This window comes from Arachidicoccus rhizosphaerae, from assembly GCF_900107765.1.
In the GTDB taxonomy this organism is placed as follows: domain Bacteria; phylum Bacteroidota; class Bacteroidia; order Chitinophagales; family Chitinophagaceae; genus Arachidicoccus; species Arachidicoccus rhizosphaerae.
The window spans coordinates 71,416-89,814 of the sequence record NZ_FNQY01000003.1 but is presented as its reverse complement, the minus strand read 5'-3'; the positions used below and the strand labels follow the sequence as shown (position 1 = coordinate 89,814).

General features: G+C 38.2%; 10 protein-coding genes. 7 read left to right on the top strand and 3 right to left on the bottom strand.

What is annotated here, in order from left to right; genetic code table 11:
• Positions 1-133: 133 nt before the first annotated feature.
• Complete coding sequence (locus BLU80_RS04055) at positions 134-2,680, bottom strand: glutaminase family protein (protein WP_244518724.1); 2,547 nt, start codon at positions 2,678-2,680, stop codon at positions 134-136.
• A 320-nt stretch (positions 2,681-3,000) separates the two neighbouring features.
• Between BLU80_RS04055 and BLU80_RS04050 the strand changes: the two genes are divergently transcribed.
• The 7 genes from BLU80_RS04050 (at position 3,001) to BLU80_RS04020 (ending at position 14,177) form a co-directional block, all read left to right on the top strand.
• Entirely contained in the window at positions 3,001-3,858 is an 858-nt protein-coding gene (locus BLU80_RS04050; RefSeq protein ID WP_091393825.1) for a phosphodiester glycosidase family protein, read from the top strand.
• Positions 3,859-3,916: 58 nt separating this feature from the next.
• Complete coding sequence (locus BLU80_RS04045) at positions 3,917-4,552, top strand: hypothetical protein (RefSeq protein ID WP_091393823.1); 636 nt, start codon at positions 3,917-3,919, stop codon at positions 4,550-4,552.
• A gap of 121 nt (positions 4,553-4,673) precedes the next feature.
• A complete protein-coding gene (locus BLU80_RS04040) occupies positions 4,674-5,735 on the top strand; it encodes a glycoside hydrolase family 5 protein (RefSeq protein ID WP_244518723.1) in 1,062 nt (353 codons plus the stop codon).
• A 223-nt stretch (positions 5,736-5,958) separates the two neighbouring features.
• Complete coding sequence (locus BLU80_RS04035) at positions 5,959-9,144, top strand: SusC/RagA family TonB-linked outer membrane protein (RefSeq protein WP_091393821.1); 3,186 nt, start codon at positions 5,959-5,961, stop codon at positions 9,142-9,144.
• Positions 9,145-9,165: 21 nt separating this feature from the next.
• On the top strand, positions 9,166-10,815 hold the full coding sequence (locus BLU80_RS04030) for a RagB/SusD family nutrient uptake outer membrane protein (protein ID WP_091393819.1): 1,650 nt from the start codon (positions 9,166-9,168) through the stop codon (positions 10,813-10,815).
• Positions 10,816-10,834: 19 nt separating this feature from the next.
• Entirely contained in the window at positions 10,835-12,109 is a 1,275-nt protein-coding gene (locus tag BLU80_RS04025) for a hypothetical protein (RefSeq protein WP_091393818.1), read from the top strand.
• A gap of 205 nt (positions 12,110-12,314) precedes the next feature.
• A complete protein-coding gene (locus tag BLU80_RS04020) occupies positions 12,315-14,177 on the top strand; it encodes a hypothetical protein (protein WP_091393816.1) in 1,863 nt (620 codons plus the stop codon).
• 110 nt (positions 14,178-14,287) lie between these two features.
• Here the strand turns inward: BLU80_RS04020 and BLU80_RS04015 are convergent, their stop codons facing one another.
• Positions 14,288-14,782, bottom strand: a complete 495-nt coding sequence (locus tag BLU80_RS04015; RefSeq protein WP_091393814.1) for an META domain-containing protein — start codon at positions 14,780-14,782, stop codon at positions 14,288-14,290.
• Positions 14,783-14,807: 25 nt separating this feature from the next.
• The gene (gene smc / locus BLU80_RS04010) at positions 14,808-18,332 is read right to left on the bottom strand and encodes a chromosome segregation protein SMC (protein ID WP_091393812.1); all 3,525 of its coding nucleotides are present in this window, start codon (positions 18,330-18,332) and stop codon (positions 14,808-14,810) included.
• Positions 18,333-18,399 lie beyond the last annotated feature (67 nt).

The following is an 18,399-nucleotide window of genomic DNA, read 5'->3' as shown; positions in this document are numbered from 1 at the left end:
GTTAGTTATGTTCAAAAATAATTAAAAATAAAGTATTATTTGTTTGTTTAAAGTTTGTTTACATTTATAAAAACAAACCCGGTATATAGATTTGTCTAAGCATACCGGGTTTCCTTTGGTTATCAGCCTCTGATTATTTCTTATGATGTAACCAATAATTAAATGACTGCATAAAATATCCTCCTACTACACTCCTGGCTTGGAAATTTTGTTGTCTGCCATCTTTAGTATCATGCCAGTCACTTAAAGGAACTCTGCTGGGAGTCTCTTTGATATATCGGATAAGTGGGTGCATAAAAGATTCGAAATCCTGACGATTATTGGTCATCGTTGCTGTCCACATAATCCAATCGGATTTGGTATAGCTTTTCCTGCTATCCAGGGGAACGCCATATCTATTTTGTTGTTTTAAATAATAATTGACTTCCTTTTGATAAACCTGGGGAGGGAATATATTGAAATCTAATACTTTATCCCAAACCAGATTGTATTTCTGGCTCCAGCTGCCTTTGTTTTCGAAGCTTAGGCTATAATGATCACCATCATCTGCCAGAGCCATCCATTTTGGCACCATGCTTTTTGCGAGCGCAATATATTTTTTAGCGGTGGCTTTCTCTCCTAGTTGTTCTGCAAGATAGCCATAGCTTCGTATCGCCATAATTGCCTTGGCTGATAAATTGACATTTCTTGCCAGGTGTCCGGCGAAATCATCTGTACATAATTGGTTTGCTGGATCAAATCCCGCTTTGGCCAGGTAATCAGCCCAGATAGAGATTGTTTTCCAATGTTCTTTTGCAAAATTAGCGTTACCATCCACCTTGGCGATTGCAGCGGCCAGTATCACCATGTTGCCGGCTTCTTCTACAGGCATATCTTCTCCGTAGGTTTGCCCGTTGGCAATAGGATAAGTCCCGAGGTCATGCGCAGAATACGGTTTGGTCCATTTCCCGCTTTCGCTGTAATAAAATATACCCCGCATCATTCCTTTTAATAATTCCGTATTATACATTAAATATAGAGGTGCAGAAGGATAGGTTAAATCTACCGTATTTATAGAACCGTTGGAAAAATTTTCTTTTGACAGAAATAGTAATTCGTTCTGTGGGCTTTGTACAATATTGTGAGCAGCTATGCTTTGGCGGTAAGCTAAAATGGAAAGTCTTGCATAATCCGCACCTCCTGCCATCAATAATTCCTGACGAATTCTTTGATCTTCTTTTTTTACGAGCGTCATTACCTGATTATATTCCTTTGACGCCTTTTGCATTAGATCTGCAAAATTTTGTTTTCCGTCTCTGTTCCACCATGGTCTTAAATTTGTGTGGAAATATTGAATGGCAAATTGCTCATCATATCCGAGCACCATATGGCCTGTCGCAAAATTATTAGCATCAGTCGTACCTAAATCAACAGCTGTATTGAGGCTAAGTTGTTTGCCACTAATTTTCAGGTTATTATTTGAAAGATTGCCGTTAAGAAAAGATTCAATTCCTTCAAATGCATTTTGACTTAAAGATTGTTTGGCATGCTTAGTTGCAGCTCCTACATAAAAATAACCCCAGTCAATGCGGACATCATCCCCTTTTTTACCGAGGATTGGTTGTTCCAAAGTGCCTACTTTTAACAGAGATAAATCTTTATTATTTAAGGTTTCCGCCTGTACCTGTTGGTTTGGTGTATTAACCGCAATATCCGAGCTGGCACTTAGCAGTACAGTTGCATGGTGGGGTTTGCCATCTGTGGAGCTAACTTGATAGGTTATATAAGAAATTGGCCTGGTAAGAATATCTAGATGTTGTAACAATAACGGAGAGGTAAATGTTAGCTTCAGATTAGTATGACCACATTCAAACTGATATATGGTTTGCATCGCCTCTATCTGAGTTGATTTTTGCTTCGCAATGGCAATCGGGCTGTTATAAACTGAATGAAGTTCTTTTGATAATCCAATGTCAAAATACCTGCCTCCTGCAGTATTTTTTACATGGGCGGCCAACACATTTTTTCCTTTTATTAAATACTTCTTAAGTCTGTCGTTGAAATCACTATAAAGGAAGTCTTCTACCCATCCCTCCTTTTGGTAGAGTTCATGGCCATTTAGATATAAGACAATGTTGTCATCATGCTTTAATTTAATTTTTAGACCATCTGTATTTCCTCCATTATATTGGAATGTACGCCTAATCCAGATATCATCAGTCGACCATAAGGTTCGCGCTGTTTTGCTGTCATCAGATATGGGCAATAAGCCTGATTGCCAGCCATTTGTGTCAGCTTGGACGGCTTGCCAGTTTTCTCCAGGGTTTTGGGTGGTATAATGGATTTGAACATGGTCATTTTCATCTCCAGCAGGCGCTACTGAATTATAGGCTTTTACCTCCTTGCCCATAAAACGATAGAATTCATTGTCTACTTTGATTATACCAATAAGGGATTGAGGTTTGCCTGTCCAATGAACAGTAGAGCCATCCGTTAGAATGTCTTTGTTGCTCCAGATACTGAAATAAGGAGTATGTGTTATAAGCGGATAGCTGGGGGCTATTTGATCTGCATGTTGAGCCGTTGCCATCTGCGAACAGCCAAGAGTAAACAATAAAGTGCTTCCTAGTAATGTTTGTCTCACTTTTTTTTGAATCGCTAGCATGGTTCCATTTACTTTAGTGACCTTGTTGATTTGCATTTCTTTTTTAATTGTGTGATTTATTTAGCAGGGCTTTGTATTCGTTTAATGCAAATATTTTACTAGTTGATTGCATAATTTGCGTTCCCTCTAGCGTCCTTGCATGTACGGAATACCCTACAAATTTGGCTGAATTGCGTATTTTAGAGCTGCTATCTTGTCTCATAATTTTGCATATTTGTTTCAATTGAAAGAATTATCTGAAAAAAAGGTTCTTTTGGATAATATTTTTCTGAAAAAGGAGCCGGTTAATATTTTTATAACGGTTTAAACTATGGAATTGTCTTATTTTCACGGGATTAATGCCTAAATAGTACAATATGAAACGGGTGATTCTTTTAACTGTATGTATAATCTTTGCTGTGACATCTTTTTGTCAACATGTTGATAGTCAGTTTCCTGGTAGGAAAATTATTAAGGATAGCTCTTGGGCCATAAGTGACAGAGTTACACGTCAGGAAATTAAATATTTTGACGGGGATGATAAAATTGTAGTAGTACAAATTATAAAAGCCAGGTTAAAGAAAAACAAATTGCTGTTGGAGGCGGCAACTCCTAATAATAGTCATTTATTTGGTCGTCAGGTAGTTACTGATGAAATGAAGGCTGAGAATACACCTCATAGATTAGTTTTGGGTGGGGTTAATGCAGATTTTTTTAATATGAATAATGGCATTCCCTTAGGTCCTGTTGTCAAGGATGGGGGCATTATTAAAAATGCCGACAGTTCTATGGTGGCTTTTGTTGGAGTGCTAAAATCCGGTAAAATAATAATGGGCGACTCTATACTTTTTAAAAAAAGAGCCAGGGATATAAAGGAGGCTTTGGGGGCAAGACCAATATTACTGAAGAAGGGCCAATTATTAACCCAAAATAATTCCAGTTTGAGCACTGTTCATCACCCGAGGACCGCCCTCGGATTAAAAGGAAGGCATACCGTCTATTTTGTAACGGTGGATGGACGTCAACCCAAATTCAGTAATGGAATTTCCCTGTCCGATTTGGGAAAGTTGATGCGGTGGCTGGGAATTGAGAATAGTGTTAATTTGGACGGAGGGGGATCCACAACTATGGTAATATGGGATCAGAAAACTTCACAATACAAAATTAGTAACCAACCATCAGGAAAACAATTGCGGCCTGTCGCCAATAGTTGGATACTAGTCAGAAAGCGTTAGTTTTGTTTGAAATATTAAAGCACCTGAATTAGGATTGATTATAAAAGCTGATTTGATTATGTTTATAGCTTCTTACCGCAAAGTGATAAGGTTAGTATTGCTCCTATGTGTTGCAATTAGCGCAATTGTACAGCAGGGCTGTATAACTTCCCAGAAAATGATGGATGCGGTCCATGGACAATATTATCAATATAAATTTTCTATGAGAGAATCTAATTCCAGAAAAAAAGCTGTTTGGCAAAAAGATGGAGTCCAGATAATTTTTTCCCCGGATTATAATCGTATTAATTTTTCCGTAATCAATCATTCTGAAAGACCGGTAGAAATTATTTGGACTAAAAGCGCTATGGTACAGCAGAGTGATAGTTCTGCAATCATTCACGGGGGTATTTCTTTGAGCTCTAATCCAAGGATTCAGCCTTCTTCCGTCATTGCTAAAGGGAAAAACTTGCAAGATTTTATTTTACCTCTTTTACTTATTAATGTCAATGGTCAGAAACTCTCAATCAGGGATATTTATCCGGAGAAAGATGATGAGTTATCGGTTAAAAATGACTGGATCATGCATCTAATTGGACAAGACCTGTTTAAACTTTATTTGACAATAAAAATAAATGACCAGGAAGGAAAATTGCCATTTACCTTCTATCCTATTGAAATAATGCGAGGCGCACATTCTTTTAAGAAACAGTAATCCATTTGGAATTGAAATCATTGTTGATTTTTTTTGAGATAAACATTAGTATGAATTTCCCTAAATTGTGTACAATTTAAGGGATTGAATTAGCTAATTGCACATCTAAAAAATTTCAATAATGGCCAAACAAAGAATGAATGATTTTCGTGAGCTTAAGTGTGAATTTTTAGGAAAGACAGTGATTCTAGGAATTCTGTTTTTCATTATATGCTGTCAATTGATAGCGCGACCTAAAAAGAATTTACACTCGGTGAAAAATGCAGTGGACGCTGAGCATCCCTTTGCAAACTCCACAGTTGTTGGTATAAATGGATTTTTAAGAGTTGATGGAGCTCAATTAGTCAATCAGCAAGGTAAACCGGTTGCGCTTCATGGAGTCAGCTATGGTTGGCATAATTTCTGGCCAAGATTTTATAATCCATCGACGGTCAAATGGTTGAAGGAAAATTGGCATGTTTCAATAGTACGTGCTGCAATTGGCGTAGAACCCAAAGGTGGTTATATTGATAATCCTCAAGGAGCTTTGCAAGCTGCTGAAGCGATTATTAAAGGAGCTATTGATAATGGAATTTATGTCATTGTGGACTGGCATTCTCATAACATTAATCTAGACTCTGCTAAACAGTTTTTTACTTATATAGCAAAAAAGTATCACAGTTTTCCTAATATTATATATGAAGTATTTAATGAGCCTGATTATGAGAGTTGGCCCGAAGTAAAACAATATGCTGAGCAAATAATAGAAGTTATTCGTGAATATGATCCTCAGAATGTCATTTTAGTAGGCTGCCCTCGTTGGGATCAAATGATCAATTTACCAGCTCAGGACCCTATTACAGGATATAGCAACTTGATGTATACATTGCATTATTATGCAGCAACACATAAAGGTGAGTTAAGAGAAAGAGCAAGCAAGGCTATTGCTAAAGGATTGCCTGTATTTATTTCTGAATCAGCTGGGATGGAAGCCTCAGGTGATGGGAAGATTGATTACCGCCAATGGCATAAATGGATAAAATGGGCAGATAAACGTAAGATTTCCTGGATAATCTGGTCCATATCTGATAAAGATGAAACTTGCTCAATGTTAAAGAAATCAGCCAATTCTATGGGGGGCTGGTCCCAAAATGACCTCAAAGCATCTGGGATTCACACTAAAATCTTATTAAAAAAATATTAGACCGCCTTTTGCTGTTAACAATCTTAATCATTGATTTTATAAGTCATTGATATTTAATCAATATTGAATTTTTGTATCTTTTATTTGTTAATACTGTTCTTTTGCGCATATTTTTGTTATCGATTGCAATTGCTAATAATTGTTAAGAATCGACAACGAATAGTTAAGAAAGTATTACAATTTGAAGAGGCAATCTGCTAATTTTGGTTAAAACTTACAAACAATGATTAAGGAAAAGTATTACAAATTATTGGCGTTCTTTTCATTCATCCTGATTACCGGAACTGTGTTTGCACAGACCCAGACAGTTAAGGGGAATGTAAAAGATGAGAATGGCCAGCCATTAGAGCTGGTATCGGTCTCAGAAGTGGGCGGTACACACCAGGCCCTAACCGAGAAAAATGGTGATTTTAGTATTGAAGTGTCTCCTGATACTAAATTTTTACAATTTGCCTATACAGGAAAAGAAAATGTGGTAAAAGGATTCGTCATAGGTAAACCATTAAATATCGAAATGGTTTCCTCGGATTCTAAATTAAATGATGTGGTAGTTATTGGTTATGGTACGCAAAAGCGGGGCGATTTAAATGCTGCTGCTTCCTCTATTACAGCCAAAGATATCCAAAACTTGCCGCAAGCAAGTGTTGATCAGATGATGCAAGGCAAGGCTGCTGGTGTAACCATCACCCAAAACTCTGGTCAGCCAGGAAGTAATACTTCTGTTCATATCAGGGGGATAACTAGTTTTGGTGGCTCTGAACCATTATATGTTATAGATGGAGTAGAAATGACAGGTTCACAAGGTGGTGAACAACAAACTACACCTGGAAGTTCCCAACAGGAAACTGGTGTCAGCCCTTTAGCGCTGCTAAATCCTAATGATATTGAATCTATAGATATCTTAAAGGACGCAGCTGCAACGGCTATTTATGGTAGCCGTGGTTCTAATGGGGTTGTATTTATTACAACTAAGCGTGGCAGAGGTTCCGCCGTATTGTCCTATGATGGATTTGTCGGAGCACAAAAACAAGGTAAATTTTTGGATGTCATGAATTTGCAACAATATGCCCGTTTTGAGAACGATTTAGCCAAGGCTTTTGGCATGTCTCCTCGTTCTGATTTTGCAAATCCTGATGCATTGGGCCAAGGAACCAATTGGCAAAAAGCAATTTTTAAAACTGCTATGGAGAATAGCCATAATATTTCTGTTTCAGGCAATGCCAATAAAACGGATTATTATTTATCAGGAGGCTTTTTCGATCAGGACGGTACAGTATTGGGCTTCGACTTTAAACGCTATACTGTAAGGGCGAATTTAAACTCCCAGGTAACCAATTGGTTAAAAATGGGAGGTACATTTGGAGGCATGCGCAGCGAACAGAATACAGGTATGGGTGACAATACAGGGGTAATTTATTATGCCTTACAGGCAGCTCCCGATCAACCTGTTTATAATGCGGATGGATCTTTTGCCGGACCTTCAATTTCTTCAGATGGTACACTGCTTGGAGGCGTGAATCCAGTGCAGCAAGCATTGGCTAAAACCAATAACTTAATTAGAAATCAGGTTAGTGGAAGTCTTTACGCAGACATCCATTTTACAAAAGACCTTTCTTTACGTTCAGAGGTGAATGGAGATTTTCATTGGTCTGATAATCTAACCTTTAGCCCAACTTATAGTTATGGTTTAACAGGTACGGATAAATCCAAATGGTTGTCCAATCAGACCGCAACAATGGGCAGAAGGACTTCTAATAGCATTTACTGGAGTTGGAAGGAATTATTAAACTATAATCATAGCTGGGGTAAACACTCTCTTAGTGCTATGGCTGGTCGTGAAGTCTGGTACTCTTACTGGGATCAGCTGGGATTTTCAGGAACTGGATTTGTTGCGGGGGACGATCTGAAAAGTATCGCTCTAGCTACAACTCAGAATCCGGCTACAGAATCCAATTCTACTACCACGATGGAATCCTATCTGGCGCGTGCTATATATTCCTTTGATAATAAATATAGCTTAACTGCAAATATAAGACGTGATAAATCATCAAACTTTGCAGATGGATATAATGTTGCCTATTTCCCTGGTGTGGCCGCATCTTGGAAAATTTCCAGTGAGCCATTCTTCGCAAAAGCTAAAGAAACAGTGGATAATTTAAAGCTAAGATTAAGTTATGGCACAACGGGTAATTCAAGTGTTCCTGCCTATGCCTATGGATCTTCTTTAAAAACAGTTCAGACTGCAAGTGGAGTAGGATTTGTAGCCTCTAATGTTGCTAATTTGAAATTACAATGGGAAACTGCCATTCAATCCAATTTAGGTATTGATTTCGGTTTGTTTAATGAAAGGTTATCAGGAAGTGCAGATTTTTATATTAAAACTTCAAAAGACTTTTTATTTCACCAACCATTACCAGCTTTTTTGGTCGGCGGACCTAATGATTATGACGACCAGACAGCTGTTATCTCCTCTCCTTATGTGAATGCAGGAAATATCAGAAATACAGGTTTTGAGTTTACAATTAATAGCCACAATATTTCCAATGATAAATTCCAATGGAATACAACCTTAACCTTCTCTCGTTATAAAAACAAGGTTGTATCCTTAAACGGCGCACCTGCTATTACTCAATCGAAATCTCTGGCTTATATAACACTTGCTGATATTACCAGGACGATTGTAGGGCACCCGGTTGGTGAATTTTATGGTTATAAGGTTAAGGGGCTGGTTCAGACAGAGGATGATTTGAAATGGTTGGCTCAACATCCACAGAATGTAACAGGAACTGCTCAAACAGTAACCAGTGATCGAACAAATGCCAACCATATTTGGTATGGTGATATGATGTATGAAGGCAATAATGATGGTGCTGAAAATACAAAATACGCACTCGGAAGCCCTAATCCTGATTTTACTTATGGATTGACCAATAACTTTAATTATAAAGATTGGGACCTGAGCGTGTTTATTTACGGCTCTCAGGGTGGCAAGATTTTGAATGCTCTGGCTATCCAACTGCAAGGGCTGAATAGTATGTATCAGAACCAGTTAGCCTCTGCTTCTAATTACTGGACTACTGAAAATACAAAGACTGATATCCCTGCTCCTTATGGTGGCTTAGGTAATGCGAACGTTGTAATGTCTGATAGATGGCTGGAAAGCGCATCATTTTTGAGAATTCAAAATGTACGTCTAGGTTATAATCTGCCTGACAGAATTGCCAAGAAAATTTCGATGAAGAAATTAAAGCTGTATGTAAGCGGACAAAATTTATTTGTAATTACCGGCTATTCCGGCTTAGATCCTGAAATAGGCTCCTATAATCAGGATCCAACAATGCAGAATATTGATGTAGGTAGGTATCCTGCACCAAGAGTATTCACTTTCGGTATCAATGCACAATTTTAACCTTACTTAATTTGACAAGTCATGAAATTTAAAATAAATAAAATATTAGGATTTGCTTTAATTTCCGGAGCATTATTGTCCGGTTGCAGCAAAGACTTTTTTAATCGGGTGCCGTCGACTTCGGTTACAACCGCATCCTATTATCAAACAGATGCACAATTAATGGCGGCTACTGCCCCACTGTACGGAACGCCTTGGTTTGGTTTTAATAATAAGTGCGGTTGGGCAATGACAGAGATTACAGGTGGTAATATGCGGACTTGGTCTTCAGATATTTCCATGTTTGGATCGCTGCCGGTATCAAATGCCAATACTGAAGAAAGAACACTTTGGAATTCTCCATTTACGGTTGTAGCCCAATGTAATGCTTTAATTAATAATATTGCGACGGCAAATACATCCGGAGTTTCGGAGGCTGCATTGAATAATGCATTAGGTGAGGCGCATTTAATGAGAGCTGTTGCTTATTTCTATCTGGTACGCACCTTTGGGAATCTTCCTTTGATTGAAAATACGTCTGACTTTTTGAATAATTCAGATAGTGTGCCCACCAGGTCCATTCCCGATGTGTATAAATTTATTGTAAGAGACTTGAAGTATGCTGAGGCGAATTGTTCCGTAGGAGTAGCCGCGACCGGTCATGGGTCAAGTGGGTCAGCATCTGCTATGCTTTCTAAGGTCTATTTATATATGCAAAATTATGATAGTGCTAGAATTGAAGCAGAAAAGGTAATTAATAGCGGAGAGTTTGCGCTGATGGATAATTTCGGAGATTTGTTCAGAGGTAATAATAATAATAATAAGGAGTCAATATTAGCTATGCAATGGATATCAAATGGTGGCTATGACTATGGTAATTCAATTCAAGCCTCTTGGGCATATAGTAGCGCGATTACCCAAACAGGTGATGGTTATGGCTCTGCCGCTCCGACTATTGATTTGGTTAGAGCTTTTGAAAAAGAAGGTGGGGATACTGTTAGACGCCATTATACTATTATGTTGCCAGGAGAGTATTATTCTGAACTTAATTCGAGTGCAGGTGGTTATACCTTACCGACAAATGCCAGTTCCCAAGGTACGCAGGCTCAAGCTAAAAAGTATGTAATTGGAGGGCCGAATGATCCAGATAATAGTTCTTATGGTACTGCAGCTCAGGCAGGTGGAAATAATACATATATTATGCGATATGCGGATGTATTATTAATTGCTGCTGAAGCGATATTAGGCCAGGAAGCCAAACCGGCATCTGGTAAAGGTATTGATACATCCGCCTCTACATCGGATGCTACTGCTTTAAAGTATTATAATATGGTTAGAAAACGTGCTGGTGCGGGACAGGTTAAATCCTTTACCTATAGAGAATTATTAAACGAGAGAAGGCTTGAATTTGCTCTGGAAATGGATTATTGGTTTGATTTAGGTAGAGTGGATGGATTTAAAGCAACTACAACTACAAATGGGATTCAAACTGCTGCACATCCAGTTGGAAGAGCGCTTATTGCCCAACAGGAAAGAGGCACTTATGCGAATGGTTATCCAGACCAATCCGTGATTTATTCTTCAAAATTGACTGTTTCAGATAATGAGTTTTATTTTCAGGTACCGGCAAATGAAGTCGCATCTGATCCCAATCTGACAGCATCGCCCGTTCCTTATGATTTTACTTGGTAAACGAAAAACAATTACAAAAATGAAACATTCATATATAATAGGCATTCTTACCTTAATGATAGGTTCAATAATCCTTTCCTGTAATAAAAAAGATGATTATATGGCCTATACTCCTGGAAAAGGTTCGCCCTCTATTACGTCGGTCTATACTTATAGTCAGTATAAATATAATGACACGACTATAACTACGCACTCTTCTTATGATACGTCAGGCAATCTGACAACTTACACTGATACTACTATTGGTAATACTTTAATTGGTCTTGACTCTGCTACCAGTTATGGTAATCTGGGTGAGTACTACGTTATCCATGGTAAAAATTTAGGTTCTGCGACCGAAGTGTATTTTAATGGCACACAGGCATATTTTAATAGGGCACTAGGAACAGATGAAACCATCATAGTACAAATTCCCTCAACGACTCCATATCGCAAGCCAAGAGCGACTGATTCTTTAACTGTTGTCAATCTGTATGGCAAGGCTTCTTATCCTTTTATGATTATTGCCCCGGCTCCGACAATTCAAGTATCTAATGGGGTATCAAATTATAACTTTAAAAATGGAAGCGTTGATACTTTATATGGTGTCGGATTTGCAAGTACGGATAATTTGTACATTAAGGGCGTGTCTTCTTCTTCTGCCTCCAAAGGTTTGATGGATCAAGTGGATATTCTATCTGTTAATGATTCTGTGATGATAGTGAAGTTTCCGGATTCGAAAATAACACAAGGAAATCTACTATTTGCCTACACTCAGACTGACGGAAGTAAGGATACTGCAATTTCCTCTACAGTCTTTAATAATATTGATAAGGCATATCAGATTTTTGCAAATGACAATACGCAGAATGGCTGGGGAAGCTGGTCTTGGGACGCTGCAGGTATAAGTACGGATTATGCTAAATCCGGAACCAAAACCTTCTCTATGAAATTCTCAGGAGGTGGTTGGAAAGTTGATGGTTTGAGACAAGGCGGTGGAGGAGCATCAGACGGCCTTGCTTATTCCGCGGATTGGCAATATTTGGTATTTTGGGTTAAAGGCGGAAACAAAGCTCAGACTGCATATATCCAATGGGGGGACGGTGGTCTAGGTCAAAATGCTGTAAATGATATTACCATAGCTGCAAATAAATGGCAATTCTTTAAAATCCCTATTTCCAGTTTAAAATGGAATACAACTAGTACGACCTGGAGTGATAACAAGGGATCTAAATTGAATACTGTAGGTTTCTTTATGAAGAGTAATGACGATGATGAAGTTTACTATTTTGATGACATTATGGTTGTTAAATAATAAAGGCGAGTCTGGATCTTAATGCAATAGGTTTGAATTGGTTAACATGCATTATGATCTACTTGACCCATATAAAGATGTTTATAGTTTGGGTTTGGATGTCAATCTTTAAGCAACATGAGAGGTGGAGGAGCATTATTTGTTTCTCCATCGACATGTTTATGGATGGATTCATAACGGCTTATTAATTCAGCGGCATGATTTGATGAATTTACTGAAGCCCTTTAAATGTTTTAATTTTTCTGAACTTACACGGTTGGTCTATCAATCTTTAAATCCACTAAAAATCAAAAAAATGAAAAAATGTAAGTTCCCGGCCATATTATTTTTAATCGTCCCTGTGGCCTTTTTTAGTTGTTCTAAGAGTGGTTCTTTAAATTCGGGAGATCCAAATACTTCGGGTGATTCAACAAAAACGGGGTCAGTAACGGATACTATTATTGCAACCCCTAATAATCCCGATTTTGCAAAAACGATTGGTTTTTTTGGGGATAGTTGGACCGCAAAAACTTTCTCAGTTCCGAACTCTGTTACTGCCACCGTTGCCGTAGGTACAAATACATCTACAGTTACTGTTGATATGAGCAAAGTTCTAACCAAAGTGTCCAATAATATTTATGGCAACAATACGAATTTATGGATGGGGCAATTCGTAACCCAGCCCACGTTATTAAATTATATTACGGACCTAGCACCTCATATTTTAAGAGGGCCAGCGGGTAGCAATAGTGATGTTTATTTTTTTAATGCGCTTTGGAATGAGCCACCAGCAGATGCGCCAGAAGAAATTTATGAGAATAATGTACTTTCTGATTATGGTTACTGGTATGGCAAGAATACACAAAGTTGGACTTTCTCTTTAGATAACTATTATGATGTTTTAAGTGAAACTTCCAGTGAAGGTATTCTGACCGTTAATTATGGATATGCCAGGTATGGAACTAGCGCGGATCCGGTAGCAGCTGCAGCTCATTTAGCGGCAGATTGGGTACGTTATGATAATGGTCGAACTAAATATTGGGAAATTGGAAATGAGTGTTACGGAAGTTGGGAGGCTGGTTATAGAATTGATCCTTCTAAAAATAAAGATGGTCAACCAGAAATCATAACTGGTGAACTTTATGGGAATCATTTTAAGGTTTTTGCTGATTCTATGCGTGTTGCTGCTGCTGAAGTTGGCAAAACAATTTATATTGGCGCCGTCGTTTTGGATGCAGCGCCTGCTTCATGGGCGGATAATACCAATCAGACATGGAATCAGGAAGTATTCACGACAGCTGGTGCCGATGCTGATTTTTTTGTTGTTCATGATTATTTTACGGATTATAATACCAATTCATCTGCTGCTGATATTTTAGCTTCTGCTACATCTATTCCTGGTAAAGCCATGACTTACTTGAAATCGCAGCTATCTACCTATGGCATTGCAGATAAGCCAATTGCCATGACCGAATGGAATATACAAGCAGTGGGATCTAAACAGCAGGTGTCAAATATTGCCGGAGTGCATGCTGTAATTACTCTAGCAGAATTTATTAAAAATGAATTTGGAGAAGCAAGCAGATGGGATCTGGCTAATGGTTGGAATAATGGAGATGATATGGGGATGTTTAGTAATTCAGCCGGAGGTGCTGAACCAGGAGCTTCTGACTGGAACCCCAGGCCAGCATTTTACTATATGTACTATTTCCAGAAATGTTTTGGGGATAGAATGGTAAATGCAACTGTTTCAGCAGATGCTTCAATTTTAGCATATGGATCCTCTTTTGCTTCTGGTGAATGCGGTGTTATATTAATTAATAAAGGAAGTACTGCAAAGACGGTTTCGGTTAAACTTGATAATTTCCTACCTGGCGATAATTATTATTGGTATACTTTAAATGGAGGTACTGACAATGGTGATTTTTCTACGCAGGTTTATATTAACGGGACGGCTCCCTCTGGTTCTACAGGTGGTCCCTTAAGTTATTCTTCCATAAAGGCAAACGCCGCCAAAATAAGTGATGGAATGAAATTTAATCTGCCAGCGTATTCAGCTACCTTTGTGGTCGCTTCTTCAAAGAAATAGAAACAGCCTTTTGTTATTTCAATGAGAATTCAATTTAAAAGTAAATGCGCTATCTAAAAATTTAGATAACGCATTTGCTTTTAAAATCATAGGAGGGAAATTTTGTTGCATTAGTCAGCCTTTCTGAACGTCAGTAAAAGTTGATTGTCCTGATAAAAATAAAGATGATCGTTTTCTATTTTATATTTATTTACCAAATCCAGATTACGGATAAAGCCAACTTCTACCCTTCCGCAGTCCTCCCCTACGCAAGCCATCATTGTGGAAGCAAGCGGCCCCAATTTTAAATGGTGTTTTTTGCCAATTTTAAAAGGACCAAAATAGGTATTACACCCGGAGTATCCATTAACTCCCTTTTCAGAAAATGTGATATTCAAAGGTTTTTTGACATTGCAGCCTGTTTGGTCTTTACCATCTTTTGTTTGTAAAATCCAATTGTTTAATAATGTTTCTTTTTCCATTGCCATATTCTTTGAACTACTACAACTTGTAATGAAATACAGGCAAAAGATGATAGCTAATAAATTAATCCCTTTAGTTATCTTTTTCATTATCTCTGTTTTAACTTTTCTAACTTTTACAGTCTCGGATACTTTGGAAATCATGATTGCCGCAGGTATCCTGACCAGCCTAATTAAGATTGCGGAAATCTACGGGCACAAGCTTACTTACCCCTGGTTCCTGCATTGTCACACCATAAACGACATCCACTGCGCTCATGGTTTGTTTATTGTGAGTGACAATAATAAACTGGGAATTCTCTGAAAACTTTTGAATCATTTGTGTGAATTTTCCCACATTCGCATCATCCAATGGTGCATCTACCTCATCTAGAATACAGAAAGGCGCGGGTTTAATGAGATAAATAGCAAACAACAATGCTGTTGCTGTAAGGGTTTTCTCTCCACCGCTTAACTGGGTAATTGAAGATGGGCGTTTCCCTTTTGGTTTTGCCATAATATCAATACCGGTATCTGCCAGATTTTCGGGATCCATAAGTACCATATCTGCAGTATCTTCTTCCGTAAAAAGCGCCTTAAATACTCTTTGAAAATTTTCTCTGACCTGGTTAAAAGTGGTTAAAAATTGCTGATTAGCTGCGGATTCCACTTCTTGTATGGTCTGCAGCAGACTATCTTTAGCCGTAACCAGGTCATTTTTTTGCTCAAGGATAAACTCGTAACGCTTTTTCATTTCTGTAAAAGCCTCAATTGCTGTAGGATTGACTTCACCCATATTATCCAAACGCTTTTTCAATCTTTCCGTATTGGCCTGAAGTTCCTCAAGTGGAGTATTTGTTTGTCTTGGTTCATCCAAAATTTCATCTAAATCCACTTTGAATTCAACATTTAACCGTTCTTTCATTCCTGCTAAATGCAATTTCAGTTCATTGAGTTTGTCTTTTAACTGACCCAGTTGCATATCCAGCTGCTCTCTTAACTTTGTCTTCTGACGAATTTCCGTTTCTTGCTTTTCAAGTGCGGTTCGAATGCCATAAAAATTCCGGTCAGCAATATCAAGGGCTTCCTTGTCAACTTCTTTTTTCTCCGTAAGGTCTTCTACCACCTGGATAGCATCCTGAAGTAACTCTTCAGCTTCATCAATTTCCTGACTGGAGTGTTGTAGCTGATCTGCATTGCTCGTTACCTGTAATTTTAATTCAACTAATTGGTTTTCCTTGAATACTTGTTCCTGTTTAAGTGCATCAATTTTACTTTGTTGTCTTGTTAATTGTAAATTGACGTCATTATGACTGGCAGAGGCAAAATTAAAGTCTTGTTCTGCTTGATAATAATCTTTCTGAATGAGTTGAATCTCTTCTGAAATCTGTTTTAAATTTTTATTGAGTTCATCCAATCCTTCTCTTGTAGAAGAAATGGCGTCTTTTTCCTCTTCCAGTCTTGCTTCAATATCTTCTAATCTGGCGGTAGCGTTTTGTTGAGTCGCCTGTAGATTTTCAATTTTATTTTGAATGGCAAAAATTTGATTAGAGAGTTGATTGATTTCGTTTTCTGCAATCTTGATCTCCTTTTCTTTTAATTGCTCATTGAAGCGTAATACATCCTGCTGCTTTTTTTGAATTTCAGTTTTAAGCGCACCTACAACAGCGTCTTGAAAAACAATTTCATCGGCCAGCTTCTCCAAGTTCTTAGCACGACCAATTTTCTTTCCTTCGAACAACCCTACACTGCCCCCCGACAACGTAAATTTTCCTTTTACAAATTTGCCGTTTTTATCAAGTAATACCACTGAAGCAATATCTGCATTTTTTAATGCATTACTGTCTTCTGCTATGTATACATGCTGTAAAAGATAAGATGCTAATTTTTGATACGGCTCGTCCACTTCAATAACATCCATTGCATGAACAGTATTGGGCAGGGCTTCTGTTTTGGCTTCATAGCTTGCAATTTTATCCAATAAGAAAAAATTAGCCTTGCCTTTTTTATTATCATCCAGTAAGGAAATGGCCTTCAGTCCCTGTTCCATATCATTGACCACGTAGTAGTTCAAATATGGCTCCAGTACATTTTCAAGGGCTGCACGATATTCTTCTTCTACATAAATGATATCTGATAATATAGGTGCACTATGATCCCAGTCCTTATTGTTATGTAAGAATTTAACGCTCTCAGGATAACCCTCCATGGAATCAATCAGGCTTTTAAGCAGGTCATGCTCATTGCGTTTGGAATCCAGTGTTCTAGTTTCAGAGGCGAGTTCACTGCGCATATCTTCCAGCTCTGATTGAGTGGAAAAGATTGCTGCTTTGGCAGCTTCGTGCTGATCCTGCATGCTGGTAAGCTGGTCTTGCTGAATCTCTAGCTGCTCCTGCTTTTCTTCCAGCTCCCTGGTTAATTGCCCCAGTTGATCTTTGCGATGAATAATCTCCTCAGAAATTTGTGCCTGAGATCTGGTGAGGTTTTGAATGGAAGTATCAGCAACTGCCACTTTTTTTTCAGCGTCAAACTGATTGCGCTGAACTGCTAAATGGCCTGAACGTAATGATTCTGCCTTTTCTCTTTTTTCCTCAAAAATGATTTTCTTTTCTTCAATACTATCCTTGGCATCCGTTGCTTTTTCCTGTAATGAGATCTGCGCATTTTCCGCTTCTTCCAATTGCTCTTTTGTGAATTCAATGGATTCTTGCAGGGTCGCTACTTTTACTTCTGATTGTGCCAAAAAGTCCTTTAGACTTTGTTGTTTTTCTTTCAGGTATAGTAATTTCTGGTTAGCCAGATTGCGGTCATTTTCTTTGGTACGCAGAGATTGCTGTAATTCGTTGAATGCCTGTTGTTTAAGTTGCAAATCTCTTTCCTGATCATGGTGGCTTGCTTTCTCATTTTCGTAAGCAAGTTCTAATGCTTGTACCTCGGACTCCAATAGGTTGCGCTGTTCAGCACTTTCAGCCTGGTTGTCATTCAGCTCCTTATATTGTAAGTTAAAACCTTCAAGAGCTGCCTTTGCGAGTTCAATGGAAAGTTCGCGGTAATCCTTTTTGATTTCAAAAAACTTCTCGGCTTTTCTTGCCTGACTTTCCAGGCTTTTTAATTGGTTATTTATTTCAAAAAGTAAGTCTTCGATTCTGTTCAGATCCTGTTCAGTAGCGTCAAGTTTCTGTTTTGCTTCTTTTTTTCTTGTTTTATAGATAGTAATACCGGCAGCTTGTTCCAGCATTCTTCTTCGGCTGTGCTCTTTATCTTTAATGATATCATCCACCATTCCAAGCTCAATAATTGCATAGCTGTCTGTACTAATACCGGTATCCATAAATAAATTCTGGATATCTTTCAAGCGACAGGTAACATCATTGAGTCGGTATTCACTATCGCCATTCTTATAAAATCTTCTGGTTACGGTGACTGTTGTAAACTCTACCGGGAGTAATCCTCTTGTGTTTTCAAATGTAAGGCTAACTTCTGCCAGTCCGCTAGCACTTCTGCTTTTACTTCCATTGAACACCAATGCCTCTAAGTTTTCACTACGTAAGGCAGAAATTTTTTGCTCCCCAATAACCCACCGGATGCTATCAATAATATTACTCTTACCACAGCCATTCGGACCAATAATTCCAGTGATACCCTGGTCAAAATTGACAACGGTTTTGTCAGCAAAGCTTTTGAATCCTTTTACTTCTAGTTGTTTTAAACGCACGTGTACTGCTTTTTATATAGACTGCGAACATACGTAAAAACCGCTAATTTAAAGGCTAAAAATGCCT